12 protein-coding genes are annotated in these 16,853 nt (G+C 64.3%); 10 read left to right on the plus strand and 2 right to left on the minus strand.

Annotated elements, in window-relative coordinates; all coding sequences use genetic code 11:
* The first annotated feature begins 21 nt into the window (after window positions 1–21).
* From AK81_RS23505 to AK81_RS23530, 6 genes are all read left to right on the plus strand, one after another.
* The gene (locus AK81_RS23505; RefSeq protein WP_043203009.1) at window positions 22–1,887 is read left to right on the plus strand and encodes a DUF1302 domain-containing protein; all 1,866 of its coding nucleotides are present in this window, start codon (window positions 22–24) and stop codon (window positions 1,885–1,887) included.
* 33 nt (window positions 1,888–1,920) lie between these two features.
* Window positions 1,921–3,279, plus strand: coding sequence for a DUF1329 domain-containing protein (locus AK81_RS23510; RefSeq protein WP_043203011.1), 1,359 nt, complete (start codon window positions 1,921–1,923; stop codon window positions 3,277–3,279).
* Window positions 3,280–3,343: 64 nt separating this feature from the next.
* On the plus strand, window positions 3,344–4,420 hold the full coding sequence (locus AK81_RS23515; protein ID WP_043203013.1) for a WD40/YVTN/BNR-like repeat-containing protein: 1,077 nt from the start codon (window positions 3,344–3,346) through the stop codon (window positions 4,418–4,420).
* Between the two features lie 30 nt (window positions 4,421–4,450).
* Window positions 4,451–6,976, plus strand: a complete 2,526-nt coding sequence (locus tag AK81_RS23520) for an efflux RND transporter permease subunit (protein ID WP_043203016.1) — start codon at window positions 4,451–4,453, stop codon at window positions 6,974–6,976.
* 44 nt (window positions 6,977–7,020) lie between these two features.
* On the plus strand, window positions 7,021–8,661 hold the full coding sequence (locus AK81_RS23525; RefSeq protein ID WP_043203018.1) for a fatty acid--CoA ligase: 1,641 nt from the start codon (window positions 7,021–7,023) through the stop codon (window positions 8,659–8,661).
* A gap of 62 nt (window positions 8,662–8,723) precedes the next feature.
* Window positions 8,724–9,791 carry a 3-keto-5-aminohexanoate cleavage protein gene (locus AK81_RS23530; RefSeq protein WP_043203022.1) on the plus strand — a complete coding sequence of 356 codons (1,068 nt, stop codon included), beginning with the start codon at window positions 8,724–8,726 and terminating at the stop codon, window positions 9,789–9,791.
* Between the two features lie 79 nt (window positions 9,792–9,870).
* On the opposite strand, the gene AK81_RS23535 is transcribed toward AK81_RS23530, so the two are convergent.
* Window positions 9,871–10,185 (minus strand): helix-turn-helix domain-containing protein, encoded by a 315-nt coding sequence (locus AK81_RS23535; protein WP_016500591.1) that lies wholly within the window; start codon window positions 10,183–10,185, stop codon window positions 9,871–9,873.
* A 296-nt stretch (window positions 10,186–10,481) separates the two neighbouring features.
* Entirely contained in the window at window positions 10,482–11,765 is a 1,284-nt protein-coding gene (locus AK81_RS23540; RefSeq protein ID WP_043203024.1) for an arsenic transporter, read from the minus strand.
* Between the two features lie 289 nt (window positions 11,766–12,054).
* Here AK81_RS23540 and AK81_RS23545 point away from each other — a divergent pair, with 289 nt between their 5' ends.
* From AK81_RS23545 to AK81_RS23560, 4 genes are all read left to right on the plus strand, one after another.
* Complete coding sequence (locus tag AK81_RS23545; RefSeq protein ID WP_043203025.1) at window positions 12,055–14,295, plus strand: TonB-dependent siderophore receptor; 2,241 nt, start codon at window positions 12,055–12,057, stop codon at window positions 14,293–14,295.
* A gap of 143 nt (window positions 14,296–14,438) precedes the next feature.
* The gene (locus AK81_RS23550; protein WP_043203026.1) at window positions 14,439–14,726 is read left to right on the plus strand and encodes a hypothetical protein; all 288 of its coding nucleotides are present in this window, start codon (window positions 14,439–14,441) and stop codon (window positions 14,724–14,726) included.
* The gene (locus tag AK81_RS23555; protein ID WP_043203028.1) at window positions 14,723–16,243 is read left to right on the plus strand and encodes a PepSY-associated TM helix domain-containing protein; all 1,521 of its coding nucleotides are present in this window, start codon (window positions 14,723–14,725) and stop codon (window positions 16,241–16,243) included. The genes AK81_RS23550 and AK81_RS23555 overlap by 4 nt, the downstream gene beginning before the upstream one ends.
* Window positions 16,240–16,578 (plus strand): DUF3325 domain-containing protein, encoded by a 339-nt coding sequence (locus AK81_RS23560; RefSeq protein ID WP_043203031.1) that lies wholly within the window; start codon window positions 16,240–16,242, stop codon window positions 16,576–16,578. Before AK81_RS23555 ends, AK81_RS23560 begins: the two co-directional genes overlap by 4 nt.
* The last annotated feature ends 275 nt before the right edge of the window (window positions 16,579–16,853 follow it).

The following is a 16,853-nucleotide window of genomic DNA, read 5'->3' on the forward strand; positions in this document are numbered from 1 at the left end:
CATCCCAAGCAGAGATACCGCATGAACAACAATAAGAACGTTCTCTTCTGCCTTCACCGCCGCAACCTGTTGGCCACGCTGTTGCTGTTCGCCGGCGCGCCGGCTGCCCAGGCATTCCAGCTCGACCTTGCCGACCCTGACTGGAACGTGCGCTTCGACAACACCGCCAAGCTCAGCTACGGCCAGCGGGTCGAGGGCCAGAACGCCAAGGTCGCCCGCACCGCCAACCTCAACGACGGTGACAAGAACTTCAGCGTCGGCAGCGCGGTGACCCAGCGGGTCGACCTGCTGACCGAACTGGACGTGGTGTACCAGGGCAGCATGGGTATGCGCGTCAGTGCTGCGAGCTGGTACGACCACGCTTATGACGACGTGGGTTCCAACTCCAACCCGTTTCCCGGCCAGGCGGGCAATGCCGGCAACCTGGTGCTGGCGCGCCCGGCCGGTGGCCTGCCGGCCGGCACTGTGCTGCAGGGCGGCCCGTCCAGGCGCCATGGCCTGAGCAACTACAGCGACCGGTACTACAACGGCCCGTCTGGCGAATTTCTCGATGCCTTCGTGTTCTACAGCACCGAAATCGGTGATGAGTCGATGGTGAGTGGCAAGCTCGGCTGGCACTCGGTGTACTGGGGCGAGACCTTGTTCAACGCCGCCAACGGCATCAACTATGGCCAGTCGGCACTGGACCTGGCCAAGCTGTACAACGTGCCCGGCACCGAAACCAAGGAACTGTTCCTGCCGCGCAAGCAGCTGTCGCTGAGCTACACGATCAACCCGGAACTGACCCTGGCGGCCCAGTACTTTCTCGAGTTCGAAAACTCGCGCCTGCCTGAAGGGGGCACCTACATGGGCGCCTACGACATGCTTGGCGACGGTGCCGACATTTTCTGGCTGCCGGTGCCCAACGCGGTCGGCGGTGCCGGTGCCTTCTATGGCGCACCCCGCGGGCATGACATCCGCCCGCACAACAGTGGCGACTTCGGCGTAATGGCCAAGTGGAGCCCGGAATGGCTCGACGGCACCCTGGGCTTCTACTACCGCAACACGTCCGACCCGACCCCCGCGGTGCTGATCAATGCCCCCAACCTGCACACGGGCAGCCTGGAAGGCACCAGCTACATGACGGCCTACGCCGACGACATCGATATCTACGGCATCAGCCTGGCCAAGAGCGTCGGCCCGGTGAGCGTGGGGCTGGACGTCAACTACCGCGAAAACATGCCGCTGATCAGCAACTTCACCACCATCAACGGGCCGTTGTACCAGGCCCTGGCCGGCACCGCCGGCGGCACCAACCTGATCGGCGAAGTGCCAGGCCACGGTGAAACCGGGCTGGCCCGCGGCAAGACCTTGCATGTGGTACTCAACGGCCTGGTGGCGTTCGGCGCCACACCGCTGTGGAACGCTTCGTCGCTGGCCGTGGAAGGCGCCATGACCCACCTGGTCAGCGTCGACAAGGGCGAGCAGACCTTCAAGGGCGACGCCAGCTACGAAGGCGTCGACAAGGTCACCACCAACGCCTACACCCTGGCGGTCAACTTCACCCCGACCTGGTTCCAGGCGCTGCCAGGGGTCGATATCACCCTGCCGCTGTCCTACAACGTCGGCCTCAAGGGCAACTCGGCCGTGCAGCTGGGCGGTAACGAAGACTCCGGCAGCTACTCGATCGGGATCGCCGCCGACGTCTACCAGAAGTACAAGTTCGACCTGAAGTACGTCGACTCCTTCGGCAAGTTCGATACCTGCGAAACCGGCACCGACAACAACACCCCGGGCACCAACGGGCGCTACCAGTGCATCCCCGGGCAGATCACTTCGCAGGCCGGGCTGGCGCCGCTGCTGAAAGATCGCGGCATGGTCACGGCCTCGTTCAAGACCACCTTCTGAAGCTCCTAGTACAACAACAAGCGGAGAAACGCGATGAAGTATCTCAATAGCCTGCTGTCGGCCTCGCTTGCGGTCGTTATTGCCGGTAATGCCCATGCGGCCGCCCCGGCCCAGGACGTCGCCCGGCTGGGCAAGGACCTGACCCTGGTCGGCGCCGACAAGGCCGCCAGTGCCGACGGCGCGATCCCGGCCTACCAGGGTGGTTTGAACACCCCGCCTGCCGGCTTCAAGCAGGGCGATACCGTGCGCCCCGACCCCTTCGCCTCGGAGAAACCGCTGCTGGTGATCGACGGCAAGAACGTCGACCAGTACAAGGATTCGCTGACCGCTACCACCGTAGAGCTGGCCAAGCGCTTCCCGAGCTTTCACATCGATGTGTACCCCAGCCACCGCACCGCGGCGTTGCCCAAGGTGCTGCTCGACAACACCCTGAAAAATGCCGCCAATGCCAAGTCCCTGCAGGACGGCATGGCCATCGAAAATGTGCTGCCCGGCGTGCCGTTCCCGATCCCGCAGTCGGGCGCCGAAGCCATGTGGAACCACCTGCTGCGCTACCAGGGTGTGGCACAGAAGGCCAAGTATGATTCCTGGAACGTCGACTCCGCCGGCGTCGCAGCCCTGGCCACCACGGGCCTGGCGTACAACGCCTACCCGATCTACGAAGACCTGAACAAGGTCATTGAACCCAAGGACATCTACTTCCAGACCAAGCTGTACTTCGAAGGCCCGGCACGCCGCGCCGGTGAGTCGATGATGCTCAAGGACGCCGCCAACCCGCTGGTGCAAGAGCGCCGCGCCTGGCAGTACCTGCCTGGGCAGCGCCGGGTGAAGCTGGCGCCGAACTTGGCCTACGACACGCCAAACCCAGGCACTGCAGGCTCCGGCACCTTCGACGACGTGTACGTGTTCAACGGTGCGCTGGACCGTTACGACTGGCAACTGGTCGGCAAGAAAGAAATGTACGTGCCGTACAACACCTACAAGCTCACCTACATCCACGACCCGAAACCCCTGACCACGCCGAACCACCTCTCGCCTGATCAGGTGCGCTGGGAAAAGCACCGCGTCTGGGTAGTGGAGGGCACCCTCAAGGGCAATGCCCGCCACATCTATGCCAAGCGCCGCTTCTACCTGGATGAGGACAGCTGGTTTGCGCTGGCTTCTGACCAGTACGACGCCCGTGGCCAGTTGTATCGCGGCTCGTTCAGCTTCTTCACCCAGAGCTACGACGTGCAGATTCCCAACAACAACCCGCACGTGGTCTACGACCTGGTCGGAGGCACCTACAACGTCAACGGCCTGATCGGCCCGCACGGTGGTATCGAGTACATCGCCCCTCTGTCCAAGGCGCAGTGGTCGCCGGAAGCCCTGGCCGGCGCCGGCATTCGCTGACCCCGACGACCCGTCTGGCGGCGGCCGGCAAGTGGCCGCCGTCAGGTTTTGCAGAGGATGTGGCATGGCTTCTTTGAACAAGTATGCGCCGTGGGCGTTGGCAATCACGCTCGCCCTGGGCGGCACCTGCGGTGTGGCCCAGGCGGCCTACGTCGATGTGCTGGACCTGCCGGCCGAGCCTAGCACGCTAGCGGTGCACAGCGCCCTGCGCGATGTGGTGCGGGCCGGTGAGCGGCTGGTCGCGGTGGGGCCCCGTGGGCACATCGTGTATTCCGACAACCAGGGCCAGGACTGGCGCCAGGCCAGCGTGCCGGTCAGTGCCGACCTCAACGCCCTGGCGTTCCCAACCCCGCAGGAGGGTTGGGCGGTAGGCAATGATGGTGTGGTGCTGCACAGCCGTGACGGCGGTGTGAACTGGGCCGTGCAGCTCGATGGCCGGAAGATCGGCGCGCTGGTGACGGCCCATTACCAGGCCTTGGCACAGGCCCACCCCGACGATGCGCAATGGCCGCAGTTCGCCGCCGAAGGCCAGCGCCTGGAGCAGGAGGGGGCTGACAAGCCGTTTCTGGGTGTGTGGTTCACCGACGCCCGGCACGGTTATGTGGTGGGCGTGTTCAACCTGATCCTGCGCACCGACGACGGCGGCGAAAGCTGGGTGCCGATGCAGGACCGCACCGACAACCCGCAAGGCCTGCACCTCAATGCCATCCGGGCGGTCGGCGATGACCTTTACGTGGCCGGCGAGCAGGGCCTGCTGCTCAAGTGGAACGACCGACAGCAGCGCTTCCTCGCCCTGCCTGGCCCTTACCAGGGCACCTGGTTCGGCATTCTCGGCAAGCCCGGCGAAGTGCTCGCCTACGGGCTGCGTGGCCATGTGGCACGCAGCCTCGACGGCGGCCAGAGCTGGACCAAGGTGGACACCGGGCTGGGCCAGAGCATCACCGCCGCCAGCCTCGACAGCACAGGTGACTACTGGCTGTTCAGCCAGGCCGGGCATGTGCTGCGCAGCCACGACGGCGGCCAGAGCTTCGCCCTGCAACCGCAGGTGCCGCTGGCACCGGTGGCGGCTGCCCTGCAGACCCGCGGCAACGGCACCGTGCTGGTAGGCGAGCGCGGCGTGCGCGTGCTGCCAGCCCGCTAAGACCCACAAGCATTCCAAGAGAGCCTCGTGATGGCCAACATCAAGCAAGACACCATGCCGGTGATCCGCGACCTGCGGGATTTCGATCCACGTTCCGGCAACCTGCTCGAACGCATGATCTTCAACTATCGCCCGCTGTTCATGCTGTTCATGGTGCTGGCCACGCTGGTGCTCGGGTATGTGGCTGTCACCCGCCTGGAACTGCGGCCCAGCTTCGAGAAAATGATCCCGCAGAGCCAGCCCTACATCCAGAACTACCTGGACAACCGCAAGTCGCTGCGCGGCCTGGGCAACTCGGTGCGGGTAGTGGTGGAGAACACCCAGGGCGATATCTTCGACCCCGAATACCTGGACGTGCTGAAAAAGATCAACGACGAGCTGTTCCTTGCCCAGGGCGTCGACCGTGCCTGGATGAAGTCGTTGTGGAGCCCGGGCGTACGCTGGACCGAGGTCACCGAAGAAGGCTTCCAGGGTGGCGCGGTGATGCCCGATGACTACCAGGGCAAGCCGGCCGACATCGAGCAGCTGCGCCAGAACATCAACCGTGCCGGCATTGTCGGCAGCCTGGTGGCGACCGACTTCAAGTCCAGCATGCTGGTGGTGCCGCTGCTCGACCACGACCTGGCCACCGGGCGCGGTATCGACTACCGGCAGTTCTCGCAGATGCTCGAACAGCAGTTGCGCGACAAGTACGAATACGGCGGCGACAGCAAGGCGCGCGCGTCCGGCAAGGAAGGCGAGGGCAAGTACAAGGTGCGGGTCATCGGGTTTGCCAAACTGATGGGCGACCTGATCGACGGGCTGATCCAGGTGATGATGTTCTTCGCCCTGGCGGTGGTCACCTCGCTGGTGATCATCTTCCTGTACACCCGCTGCGTGCGCAGTACCCTCCTGGTGGTGTTCTGCTCCCTGGCGGCAGTGGTGTGGCAGCTGGGCATTGTCGGCTGGCTGGGCTATGCCATCGACCCGTACTCGATCCTGGTGCCGTTCCTGATCTTCGCCATCGGCGTGTCGCACGCGGCGCAGAAGATGAACGGCATCATGCAGGACATCGGCCGTGGCACCCACAAGCTGGTGGCGGCGCGCTATACCTTCCGCCGCCTGTTCGTGGCCGGGGTTACGGCGCTGCTGGCCGACGCCGTGGGCTTTGCCGTGCTGATGCTGATCGACATTCCGGTGATCAAGGACCTGGCGATCACCGCGAGCATCGGCGTGGCGGTGCTGATCTTCACCTCGCTGCTGTTGATTCCTGTGTCGCTGTCTTACGTTGGCGTGGGCCGCAAGGCGTCCGAGCGTGCCTTGCGCATCGACCAGCGCGCCGCCGAGCACCGGGGCTTCGGCAAGCTGTGGGATGCCCTCGACCGCTTTACCACGCGCAAGTGGGCCACCGGCGCGGTGCTGGTGGCCACGCTGCTGGGCCTGGGCGGCTTCTGGGTGAGCCTGCAGCTGAAGATCGGCGACCTCGACAGTGGCGCGCCGGAGCTGCGCGCCGATTCGCGCTACAACCGCGACAACGCCTACATCACCAGCCACTACGCGCTGTCCAGCGACCTGTTTGCGGTGATGGTCAAGACCCCGCCGGAAGGCTGCCTGAGCTACAAGACACTGATTCTCGCCGACCGCCTGGCCTGGCAGCTGCAGCAGTACCCCGGGGTGCAGACCACGGTGTCGCTGGTCAACGCCGTGCGCCAGATCACGGCGGGCTCCTTTGAAGGCAACCCGAAGATGAGCAGCCTGCAGCGCAACCAGGACATGCTCAACTACGCCGCCCAGCAGGCCTCGGTCAACGCCCCGGAGCTGTTCAACACCGATTGCTCGATGATGCCGGTGATCGCTTACCTCAAGGACCACAAGGCCCAGACCCTGGACGACGTGGTGGCCATTGCCGACCGCTTCGCCCGTGAGAACAGCAGCCCCGACCGGCAGTTTCTGCTGGCCGCCGGCAGCGCCGGTATCGAAGCCGCCACCAACATCGTGGTGCGCGAAGCCAACCGCACCATGCTGCTGTTCGTCTACCTGGCGGTCACGCTGTTCTGCCTGATCACGTTCCGCAGCTGGCGCGCGACCCTGGTGGCGCTGCTGCCTCTGGTGCTGACCTCGGTGCTGTGCGAGGCGCTGATGGTGGCCATGGGCATTGGCGTGAAAGTGGCCACCTTGCCGGTGATCGCCCTGGGCGTCGGCATCGGCGTGGACTACGCGCTGTACCTGCTTAGTGTGCAGCTGCATTACCAGCGCCAGGGCCGCACGCTGGGGGAGGCCTACCAGAACGCCGTGGCCTTCACCGGCCGGGTGGTCGGGCTGGTGGGGATCACCCTGGCCGCCGGCGTGGTCGCCTGGGCATGGTCGCCGATCAAGTTCCAAGCCGACATGGGCATCCTGCTGACCTTCATGTTCCTCTGGAACATGCTCGGCGCACTGCTGCTGATCCCGGCCCTGTCGCACTTCCTGCTGCCGGACAAGCGCTTTGTCGCGGCGGCCCCCACGCCCTTCGAAGCCGAACCACAGCCCCGTGACAGCACCCAGGTACCGCGCGCGCAAGCCCGGGTGCAGGCGTAGTCAGCTTTTTAGTCGATTCGAACATGGAAACTGGAACCAACGTCATGGCCAAGACAAAAATAATGCCGCCGGCAGCCGGCGCCTATGCCTACCCCTTGCTGATCAAACGCCTGCTGATGTCGGGTGTGCGGCACCAGCCGGACCAGCAGATCGTCTACGCCGACACGCTGCGCTACACCTACCGCGAGCTCGAGCAGCGGGTGCGGCGCCTGGCTAACGTGCTGCGCGCAGCCGGCGTGCAGGCTGGTGACACCGTCGCGCTGCTGGACTGGGACAGCCACCGTTCGCTGGAGTGCTTCTTCGCCGTGCCGATGCTTGGTGCGGTGCTGCACACGGTGAACATTCGCCTGTCGCCGGAGCAGGTGGCCTACACCATGAACCACGCCGGGGATGACCTGGTGCTGGTGCATGACGACTTCGTGCCGCTGCTGGAGCAGCTGCACGGCCAGCTGGGCACGGTCAAAGGCTACCTGCAACTGACGGACGGGGAGGCTGCGGCCACCTCGCTGCCGGTGCTTGGCGAGTACGAAACGCTGCTGGGTGCGGCCAGCCCGGAGGCCGAGTTCGAGGACTTCGACGAGCAGTCGGTGGCCACGCTGTTCTACACCACCGGCACCACCGGCAACCCCAAGGGGGTGTACTTTTCGCACCGCCAGCTGGTGCTGCACACCCTGAACCAGTTGGGCACCTTCGCCGCCTACGACGGCCAGCCGTTGCTGCGTTCCAGCGACGTGTACATGCCGATCACCCCGATGTTCCATGTGCACGCCTGGGGCGTGCCCTACACGGCCACGATGCTGGGCATCAAGCAGGTGTACCCGGGCCGCTACGAGCCGGACAAGCTGGTGCGCCTGTACCGCGATGAGGGGGTGACGTTCTCCCACTGCGTACCCACCTTGCTGCAGATGATGCTCGACAGCGAGCAAAGCCGGTACACCGATTTCAGCCGCTGGAAGATCCTGCTCGGCGGCAGCGCGCTTACCCACGGCCTGGCGCGCCAGGCCAGCGAGCGCGGCATGCTGATGTTCAGCGGCTACGGCATGTCGGAAACCTGCCCGCTGCTGACCCTGACCCACCTGCGCGACGAAGACCTGGCCTTGCCCATGGGCGAACAGGTGACCCAGCGGATCAAGACTGGCGCCCCGGTGGCGATGGTCGACCTGCGCATCGTCGATGCGGCCGGCGTCGAGGTGGCCCACGACGGTGAGGCGCTGGGCGAGGTCGTGGTGCGTTCGCCGTGGCTGACCCAGGGCTACCTGCACGAGCCGCAAATGGGTGCCGAACTGTGGCAGGACGGTTGGCTGCACACCGGCGACATGGGCTCGATCGACTGCCATGGGGTGCTGGAGATCAAGGACCGCATCAAGGACGTGATCAAGACCGGGGGTGAATGGATCAGCTCGCTGGCGCTGGAAAACCTGATCAGCCAGCACGCGGCGGTCAATGCCGTGGCGGTGGTGGGCATTCCCGACGAGCACTGGGGCGAGCGGCCCATTGCGCTGGTGGTGTGCATGCCGGGTGACAGCCTGGACCAGGTAGGGCTCGAGGCGCACCTCAAGCAGTTTGTCGACAGTGGCCAGATCAACAAGTGGGCGATTCCGCGCCAGGTGCACTTCGTGGCCGACATCCCCAAGACCAGCGTCGGCAAGATCAACAAGAAGCTGATCCGCGAAATGCATTGCTGAAACCCAATAGCCGTCGGTCTGTACCGACACCTTTCCAACAATCACAAGATGAGGAACACCCCATGAACTTCCTTGATGGCCACCTGTTCACCGAGAACCAGCAGCCGTTGATCATCACCGCAGCGCCTTATGCGCCTTCCTGGGTGCCGTCCGACTTCCCTGAGGACATTCCGGTGACCATGGCCGAGCAGGTACAGAAGGCCGTGGATTGCTACAACGCCGGTGCCACGGTGCTCCACCTGCATGTGCGCGAGCTGGATGGCAAGGGCTCCAAGCGCCTGTCCAAGTTCAACGAGCTGATCGCCGGTGTGCGTGAAGCGGTACCGGAAATGATCATCCAGGTGGGCGGTTCGATCAGCTTTGCCCCGGAGACCGAAGGCGCTGCGGCCAAGTGGCTGAGCGACGACACCCGCCACATGCTGGCCGAGCTCGACCCCAAGCCCGATCAGGTCACGGTGACGGTCAACACCTCGCAGATGAACGTGGTGGAGCACTGGGGCTACCAGGATGTGCGCGGGACCTCGATGGAGGACCCGGCGGTGTATGAGGCCTACAAGGAAATGACCGTGCCCGCGCAGCCGGGCTGGGTCGAGGAGCACGTGCGCCGCCTGAGCGCCGCCGGTATCCAGAGCGCCTTCCAGTGCTACAACCTGAACAGCTTCGAGTCGGTCGAGCGCCTGATGCGCCGTGGCATCTACAAAGGCCCACTGGTGATGAACTGGGTAGCCATCGGCGGCGGCATGGACGTGCCGAACATCTACAGCCTGGCCAACATCGTGCGGGCCGTGCCCGACGGGGCGGTGCTCACCGTGGAAAGCTCGATGCGCAACGTGCTGCCGATCAACATGATGGGCATCGCCATGGGCCTGCACGTGCGCTGCGGCATCGAGGACAACCTGTGGAACCAGGGGCAGACCGAGAAGATGTCCACGGTGCAGCAGATCGAGCAGCTGGTGCGCATTTCGCGCGAGTTCGGTCGGCCGATCGCCACCGCCAAAGAGGCTCGCGAAATCAGCAAGATCGGCGTGTTCTACGACACCGTCGAAGAAAGCCTGCAGGCCAATGGTTTCGCGCCAAACCGCAATGGCGGCCAGCAGGGTTTCTTGCGCAAGACGGCTGACGCCGTGTAATCCCCGCCACGTTTGACGTGATCCTCCGCAGGGCGGCCGTGCTGGCAGCCCTGTGGGCATCCGGAACCCTCAGGCCACGTTAGCGCGATTGTAGAACTTCGCGAAATACATCCGGGCGTGAGGCGGCAATTTGCAATAGAGATCGCGCCGCGCCAGACGGCAGGCGCCTACCTTGCTCCCATTCCTGAAGCGTGCGCACCGAAACTCCCAGCATTTCGGCAAATCTGGACTGGGAAAGCCCCGTTTTGCTCCGTGCCTCGGCAGCCTCGGTCACCTCAACCTGATGTGTTGCACCATAGCGGCCAGCCTTCACGTCGCGTATGGACTCCAGTAGTTCTTCGCCAATGTTACGGTTGGCGTCGCGCAGCATCAGCTCTTTCTCAGTCAGGGGCATGGTTGAGCTCCTTGGCAATCTTGCGCAGCACGTGCGTGGGTATATTTTCGGTAGCGCTCGAATCAGGCCATTGTCTTGAGAAAAGTGGCGCTTCAATGATTGTCAGCATACTGCATCCCTACGTCTTTGACGTAGGGATTTTGCGTTTCTCGTCTGGTAAACAAAAGTGGGAGGTTGTATCGAGTGGTTGCCGTTAAGCCCGTTCGCTGTGGCATCGCCGGGGCCGCTGCGTGCGGCCCATCGCAGGCAAGCCCGCACCTACAGCGGCTGCGCAAGCCTGCAGCTGCTCGGCAACCTCAAATACTCAACCACAATGCCAGGGCCGCCAAGGTCACCAGCAGCACCGGCACGGTCAGCAGTACGCCGACCTTGAAGTAATACCCCCAACCGATCACCACCCCTTTGCGGGCCAGCACATGCAGCCACAGCAACGTGGCCAGGCTGCCGATCGGGGTGATCTTCGGCCCCAGGTCGCAGCCGATGACATTGGCGTAGATCATCGCCTCGCGCACCACGCCCTGGGCTTCGCTGGCATGGATCGACAAGGCGCCGATCAGCACGCTGGGCAGGTTGTTCATCAGTGACGAGAGCAGCGCCGCGATCAGTCCGGTGCCCAGCGTCGCCGCCCACAGCCCATGCCCGGCGAGCCAGTCCAGTACCCCGGCAAGGGCGTCGGTCAGGCCGGCATTGCGCAGCCCGTACACCACCAGGTACATCCCCAGCGAGAACACCACGATCTGCCAAGGCGCTTCGCGGAGCACGCGGCGGGTTGAAATCACGTGGCCGCGGGCGGCCACGGCAAACAGCACGGCGGCGCAGGCCGAGGCCACTGCGCTGACCGGGATGCCCAGCGGCTCCAGCACGAACAGCGCGGCCAGCAACACCACCAGTACCACCCAGCCCGCACGGAACGTGGCGCGGTCGCGCACTGCCAGGGCAGGTAACTGCAGGTCGTCGGTGGCGTAGCGCAGCGGGATGTCGCGGCGAAAATACAGCCACAGCACCAGCAGCGTGGCCGCTACCGCCACCAGGTTCACCGGCACCATCACGGCGGCGTAGGCGTTGAAGCCGAGCTTGAAGTAGTCCGCCGACACGATGTTCACCAGGTTCGATACCACCAGCGGCAGGCTGGCGGTGTCGGCGATAAAACCGGCGCCCATCACGAAGGCCAGGGTTGCCGTGGGTGAAAAGCGCAGGGCCAGCAGCATCGACATGACGATGGGGGTGAGGATCAGTGCTGCGCCATCGTTGGCGAACAGCGCCGATACCGCTGCCCCCAGCAGCACCATGAAGGCAAACAGGCGACGCCCGTCGCCACGGGCCCAGCGCGCCACATGCAGCGCCGTCCAGGCGAAGAAACCGGCTTCGTCCAGCAACAGGCTGATAACGATCAGGGCGATGAAGGTGGCGGTGGCGTTCCAGATGATTGCCCAGACGGTGGGGATATCGTGCAGTGACACCACGCCGGACAGCAGGGCCAGAACCGCACCGAGGGTTGCACTCCAGCCGACGCCGAGGCCTTTCGGTTGCCAGATGACCAGGGTCAGGGTGAACAGGAAAATCAGCGTGGCTGGGAGCATGAACAGGTGGCTCGGGTGAGGGGAAGGCAAGTGTAACCAGTGCAGATGGCAATTACTCCAGGATGGCCAGCATTCTGTGGGAGTAGGAATGCGGCGCTCTGCCCTGCGGCTCAGCAAAGTTCAGTTACAAACATGTAAACTTCGTAAATAAGATTTACTCGCATTTGCGACTCCCTATATTTACCACCCCTGTTGGCCGCCAAACTGTGTTTGCGAGGCCGGTGGGCGAGGGCTCCCGGTTTCCTACAGGGATGTGCCGTTTCGCTCATGATTCGCAGGAGATGTACCCATGCAGTGCAGAACTTCACCCAACAGCCTGGCCCTGGCGTTCGTCGCACTGGCGTCACCGGCCGTGGTGGCCACCGCGGCCCAGGCCGAAGAGCAACGCAGGGGTGAGGTGCTGGAAGTGCCGGTTGCCGACAACGCGCTGGTGATTCAGGACACCCTGATCACCGCCGAGCGCGAGGCGCGCCAGGCCTTGGGTTCGTCGATCATCACCGCCGACGACATCAAGCGCCACCCGCCGTCCAATGACCTGTCCGATATCATCCGCCGCGAGCCCGGCGTCAACCTGACCGGCAACAGCGCCAGCGGCGCACGCGGCAACAACCGCCAGATCGACCTGCGCGGCATGGGCCCGGAAAACACCCTGATCCTCATCGACGGCAAGCCCTCCAGCGCACGCAACGCCGTGCGTTATGGCTGGAACGGCGACCGCGATACCCGGGGTGAAACCAACTGGGTGCCGGCCGAAGCGGTCGAGCGCATCGAGATCCTGCGTGGCCCGGCGGCCGCACGCTACGGCTCCGGCGCCATGGGCGGGGTGGTCAATATCATCACCAAACGCCCTACCGACGAACTGAAAGGCAGCGTCAGCCTGTACACCCAGCTGCCCGAAGACAGCGCTGAAGGCGCCAGCCAGCGGGCCAACTTCAACCTCGGCGGGGGCCTCACCGATAACCTGGGTTTCCGGCTGTTCGGCGGCCTGGCCAAGACCGACGCAGACGACCTGGATATCAACGCCAGCCACGCCAACAGTGCACTGGTCGCCGGGCGCGAGGGCGTGCGCAACAAGGACATCAACGGCCTGCTGAGCTGGAAGCTCAATGACGAGCACCGCTTCGAAGCCAGTGCAGGCTACAGCCGCCAGGGCAACATCTACGCTGGCGACACCATGAACAGCAACGGCGGCAGCGACGTCGCGCTGATTTCCAGCCTGTATGGCCACGAAACCAACGTCATGCAGCGCAGCACTTACGACCTGACCCACCTGGGTGACTTCACCTGGGGCACCAGCAAGACCACCCTGGCTTACGAGTATGTGCGCAACTGGCGCCTCAACGAGGGCCTGGCCGGTGGCCCCGAGGGGGCGATCAACAACAGCGGCGCGGCGATGTCGCGGCTGCGCAACACGCGTTTGAACAGTGAGGTCAACTTGCCGTTCGCCGTGGGCAGCACCGAGCATGTGCTGACCCTGGGGGGCGAGTACCTGTACGAGTCGCTCAACGACCAGGGCTCGTTCCGCCCGCAAAGCTTCGACCCGAGTGGGTCGGGCAATGACGCGATCAGCGGGTTCGACCGCAGCGACTCGAAAATGACCGCCAGAAGCTACGCATTGTTCGTCGAGGACAACATTGTCATCGGCGACACGACGGTGACGCCTGGCGTGCGTTTTGACCATCACGAGCTGTTTGGCGACAACTTCAGCCCGAGCCTGAACCTGTCGCACAAGCTCACCGAGGCGCTGTCGGTCAAAGGCGGTATTGCTCGCGCCTACAAGGTGCCGAACCTTTACCAGTCCAACCCCAACTACCTGCTGTACAGCCGCGGCCAGGGCTGTAGCGTGGAGCAGACCAACTCCGGTGGCTGCTACCTGCAAGGTAACGCCGACCTCAAGCCAGAGATCAGCGTGAACAAGGAAATCGGCCTGCTGTACGACCGCGGCACCTGGCGTACCAGCGCGACCTACTTCCGCAATGACTACAAGAACAAGATCATCGGCGGTACCGATGTGCTCTATGCCATCAACAGTGGGCGCCGCGTGACCGAGTGGGAGAACGCTGGCGAGGCGCGGGTGGAAGGCATCGAAGGCAACTTCTTCATCGAATTGACGCCGACCCTGGACTGGAACACCAACCTGACCTGGATGCTCGACAACGACAACCGCGAGACCGGCGAGCCGCTGTCGGTGATCCCCGAGTACACCGTCAACACCACCCTGGACTGGCGCGCGACCGAGCAGCTGTCGTTCCAGGTGGCGGGCACCTACTTCGGCAAGCAGAAGTCGCCGACCTACAACTACCGCACCCAGGAAAACTACGACCAGGCTGCGCAGCAGGATGTCGAGGCCTATGGCCTGGTGGATCTGAGCGCCGGGTACAAGTTCAACGCCAACTACGACGTGCGGGTGGGGGTGAACAACGTGTTCGACAAGCAGATCCTGCGTGGCGGCAACGCCAGCAGTTCGGGGGCCAATACCTATAACCAGCCGGGCAGGGCGGTGTTTGCTGCGTTGAATATCAACTTCTGACAGCGGGGGCCGCTTTGCGGCCCGATCGCGACACAAGGCCGCTCCTACAGGCGATTCGCGTTCCCTGTAGGGGCGGCCTTGTGTCGCGATCGGGCTGCAAAGCAGCCCCAGATGCCCTACTGGTCTATGCTACGGAGCCCCCGATGATTAAAGCCCCCGCCTGGCTACAAATACTTTCCCGCAGCGGCGCCGCGTTGCTCGGCGGCTACGCCCTCAGCTACGCCGCCAGTGCCTGCCTGGCCCGCATCCTGCCGCTTTCTGCCGCCGATGCAGTCATCGTCGCGACCCTGCCGGCGTTCATTTTCTACACCGTCGCCATCCTCTGGGCCTTCGCTTGCCGTGATGCCCTGCGCGCCTGGGCGCCGCTGGCACTGGCTGCGCCCCTTTCGCTGATCGGCTTCTGGCCACAGGTACTGGAGCAGCTGGCATGAAGAACACCTTCACCCAATCGATGGCCTGGCTGCACACCTGGGCCGGGCTGATCTTCGGCTGGCTGCTGTTCGCCATCTTCGTCACCGGCACCCTGGCGGTGTTCGACAAGGAACTCAACCACTGGATGCAGCCGGAGATCCCGGCCACTCAGGTGTCCCAGGCCGACGCTGCCCGGCGCGCCATCGATTATCTGCAGGCCCATGAACCACAGGCTGGCAACTGGGGTATCAGCCTGCCGAGCGAACGCGCGCCAGGGCTGCGCGTTTCTACCGGCGAGCGCCGCCACGGCGGCGGTGTGCAGCTCGACCCGCGCACCGGCGAGGCCATCGAGGTGCGCGACAGTGTCGGCGGCAACTTCTTCTTCCGCTTCCACTTCACCCTCGACCTGCCACGCAACTGGGGCATTTTCGTGGTTGGTGCGCTGGCGCTGGTGATGCTGGCGGCACTGGTGACCGGCATCGTCATCCACAAGAAAATCTTCAAGGAGTTCTTCACCTTCCGGCCAAACAAGGGCCAGCGTTCGTGGCTGGATTTCCACAACGCCAGTGCGGTGCTGTTGCTGCCGTTCCACCTGATGATCACCTACACCGGCCTGGTGATCTTCATGCTCATCTATATCCCCGCCGGGGTCGATGCGCTGTTCGCCGGTGACACGCGGGCTTACTTCCAGGCCCAGGGCAATGCCCGCGTGGAACAGCCCCGTGGCCTGGCCAGGCAGCCGGCCGCGCTGGTCGATGTAGCACCGCTGCTGGCCCAGGCCGAGGCGCGGCTGGGGCCTATTGGCGGCTTGAACATTCGCAACCCGAACACGGCGGCGGCGCGCGTCGAAATCCGCCCCGGGCTGGGCAATCGCATTGCGCTGGCCAAGGGGCAGGCCATGGTCTTCGATGGCGTCAGCGGGCAGCTGCTCAGCGACGTGCCTGAATGGCGCGCAGTACCTTTGACCCAGCGGGTCATGGTCGGCCTGCACTTCGCCCAGTTCGGCGGCTATCCGATGCGTTGGCTGTACTTCGTCTGCGGGCTGGTCAGCTGCCTGATGATCGCCAGCGGCCTGGTGCTGTTCTGCGTGAAGCGCGGGCGCAAATATGCCAGTGCCACGGCCGACGCTTCGGCACGGCGCTGGTACCGGGTGGCCGAGGTGTGCAACGTGGGTTTCATCAGCGGTTTGCTGCTGGCGTGCGTGGGGCTGCTATGGGCCAGCCGCTTGTTGCCGGTGGAGCTGGTACAGCGGGAGAGCTGGGAGGTACGTGCGTTCTTTGGTGTATGGCTTTTGGCGCTGTTGCATGCAGGTGTCAGGCCGGCACGCCGTGCATGGGCCGAGCAACTGTTGCTGACGGCATTGCTGTGCATCGGCCTGGGTGCGTTTGGCGGCCTCGAAGATGCCATGCGCCTGGGCGTAGCGGCCTGTGCACTGATACTGGGCGTGTTGGTTGGGCTGGTGGCCTGGCGGGTGCGGCAAGCACAGCCGTTGCGGCAGAAGGCCCGGGCAGGGCGGCAGCAGGAGGCCGAGGCATGATGATGTGGATTGCAGGCGCAGTGCTGTTCGCTTATGCCGGTATGCTCGGGCTTTGCCAGGGGCTGGAGCGGCATTACAAACAGGTGTGGAATCGCACTTGTCCGCGCGTGTGGCGTATCGGCCTGCGCAGTGCGGGTTGGTTGGCGTTGCTGGCCAGCCTTGCGCTGTGCGCGCAGGCCTGGGGCTGGGCCATGGGGCCGGTGGCCTGGTTTGGTGCGATGTCGTTGGCGGGGATGCTGCTGGTGATGTTGTTACCGTACTGGCCGCGGCTGGCGGTGGGGCTGGTGGGGGCGCTGCCAGTATGGGGCTTGGTACAGGTGGTTACCTATCTATGACCTCAACGCGGACTGTGTAGGAGCGGCCTTGCCGGGGCGCCGGACCGGTCGGAAAGGGCCGCAAAGCGGCCCCGACGATATCTGCTGCGAAGCCGGAAATCTGGGGCCGCTTTGCGGCCCTATCGCGACACAAGGCCGCTCCTATGTATGGACTCGCCCACACTGTCTAGCCGCTTTTGAACATAGGAACCCGGTTGCATCTATGTATCAGGCCTATTCGAGGAAGTTTTTCACTTCTGGCCAACATCGTGGTGAGCTCGCAGCGTGCCGTTTAC

The sequence above is a fragment of the Pseudomonas putida W15Oct28 genome (genome assembly GCF_000708715.2).
GTDB classification, from domain to species: Bacteria; Pseudomonadota; Gammaproteobacteria; order Pseudomonadales; family Pseudomonadaceae; genus Aquipseudomonas; species Aquipseudomonas putida_R.

Coding starts and splice junctions, on each gene's coding strand:
- AK81_RS23505 (WP_043203009.1), top strand. CDS start 22: ATGAACAACAATAAGAACGTTCTCTTCTGCCTTCACCGCCGCAACCTG.
- AK81_RS23510 (WP_043203011.1), top strand. CDS start 1,921: ATGAAGTATCTCAATAGCCTGCTGTCGGCCTCGCTTGCGGTCGTTATT.
- AK81_RS23515 (WP_043203013.1), top strand. CDS start 3,344: ATGGCTTCTTTGAACAAGTATGCGCCGTGGGCGTTGGCAATCACGCTC.
- AK81_RS23520 (WP_043203016.1), top strand. CDS start 4,451: ATGGCCAACATCAAGCAAGACACCATGCCGGTGATCCGCGACCTGCGG.
- AK81_RS23525 (WP_043203018.1), top strand. CDS start 7,021: ATGGCCAAGACAAAAATAATGCCGCCGGCAGCCGGCGCCTATGCCTAC.
- AK81_RS23530 (WP_043203022.1), top strand. CDS start 8,724: ATGAACTTCCTTGATGGCCACCTGTTCACCGAGAACCAGCAGCCGTTG.
- AK81_RS23535 (WP_016500591.1), bottom strand. CDS start 10,185: ATGCCCCTGACTGAGAAAGAGCTGATGCTGCGCGACGCCAACCGTAAC.
- AK81_RS23540 (WP_043203024.1), bottom strand. CDS start 11,765: ATGCTCCCAGCCACGCTGATTTTCCTGTTCACCCTGACCCTGGTCATC.
- AK81_RS23545 (WP_043203025.1), top strand. CDS start 12,055: ATGCAGTGCAGAACTTCACCCAACAGCCTGGCCCTGGCGTTCGTCGCA.
- AK81_RS23550 (WP_043203026.1), top strand. CDS start 14,439: ATGATTAAAGCCCCCGCCTGGCTACAAATACTTTCCCGCAGCGGCGCC.
- AK81_RS23555 (WP_043203028.1), top strand. CDS start 14,723: ATGAAGAACACCTTCACCCAATCGATGGCCTGGCTGCACACCTGGGCC.
- AK81_RS23560 (WP_043203031.1), top strand. CDS start 16,240: ATGATGATGTGGATTGCAGGCGCAGTGCTGTTCGCTTATGCCGGTATG.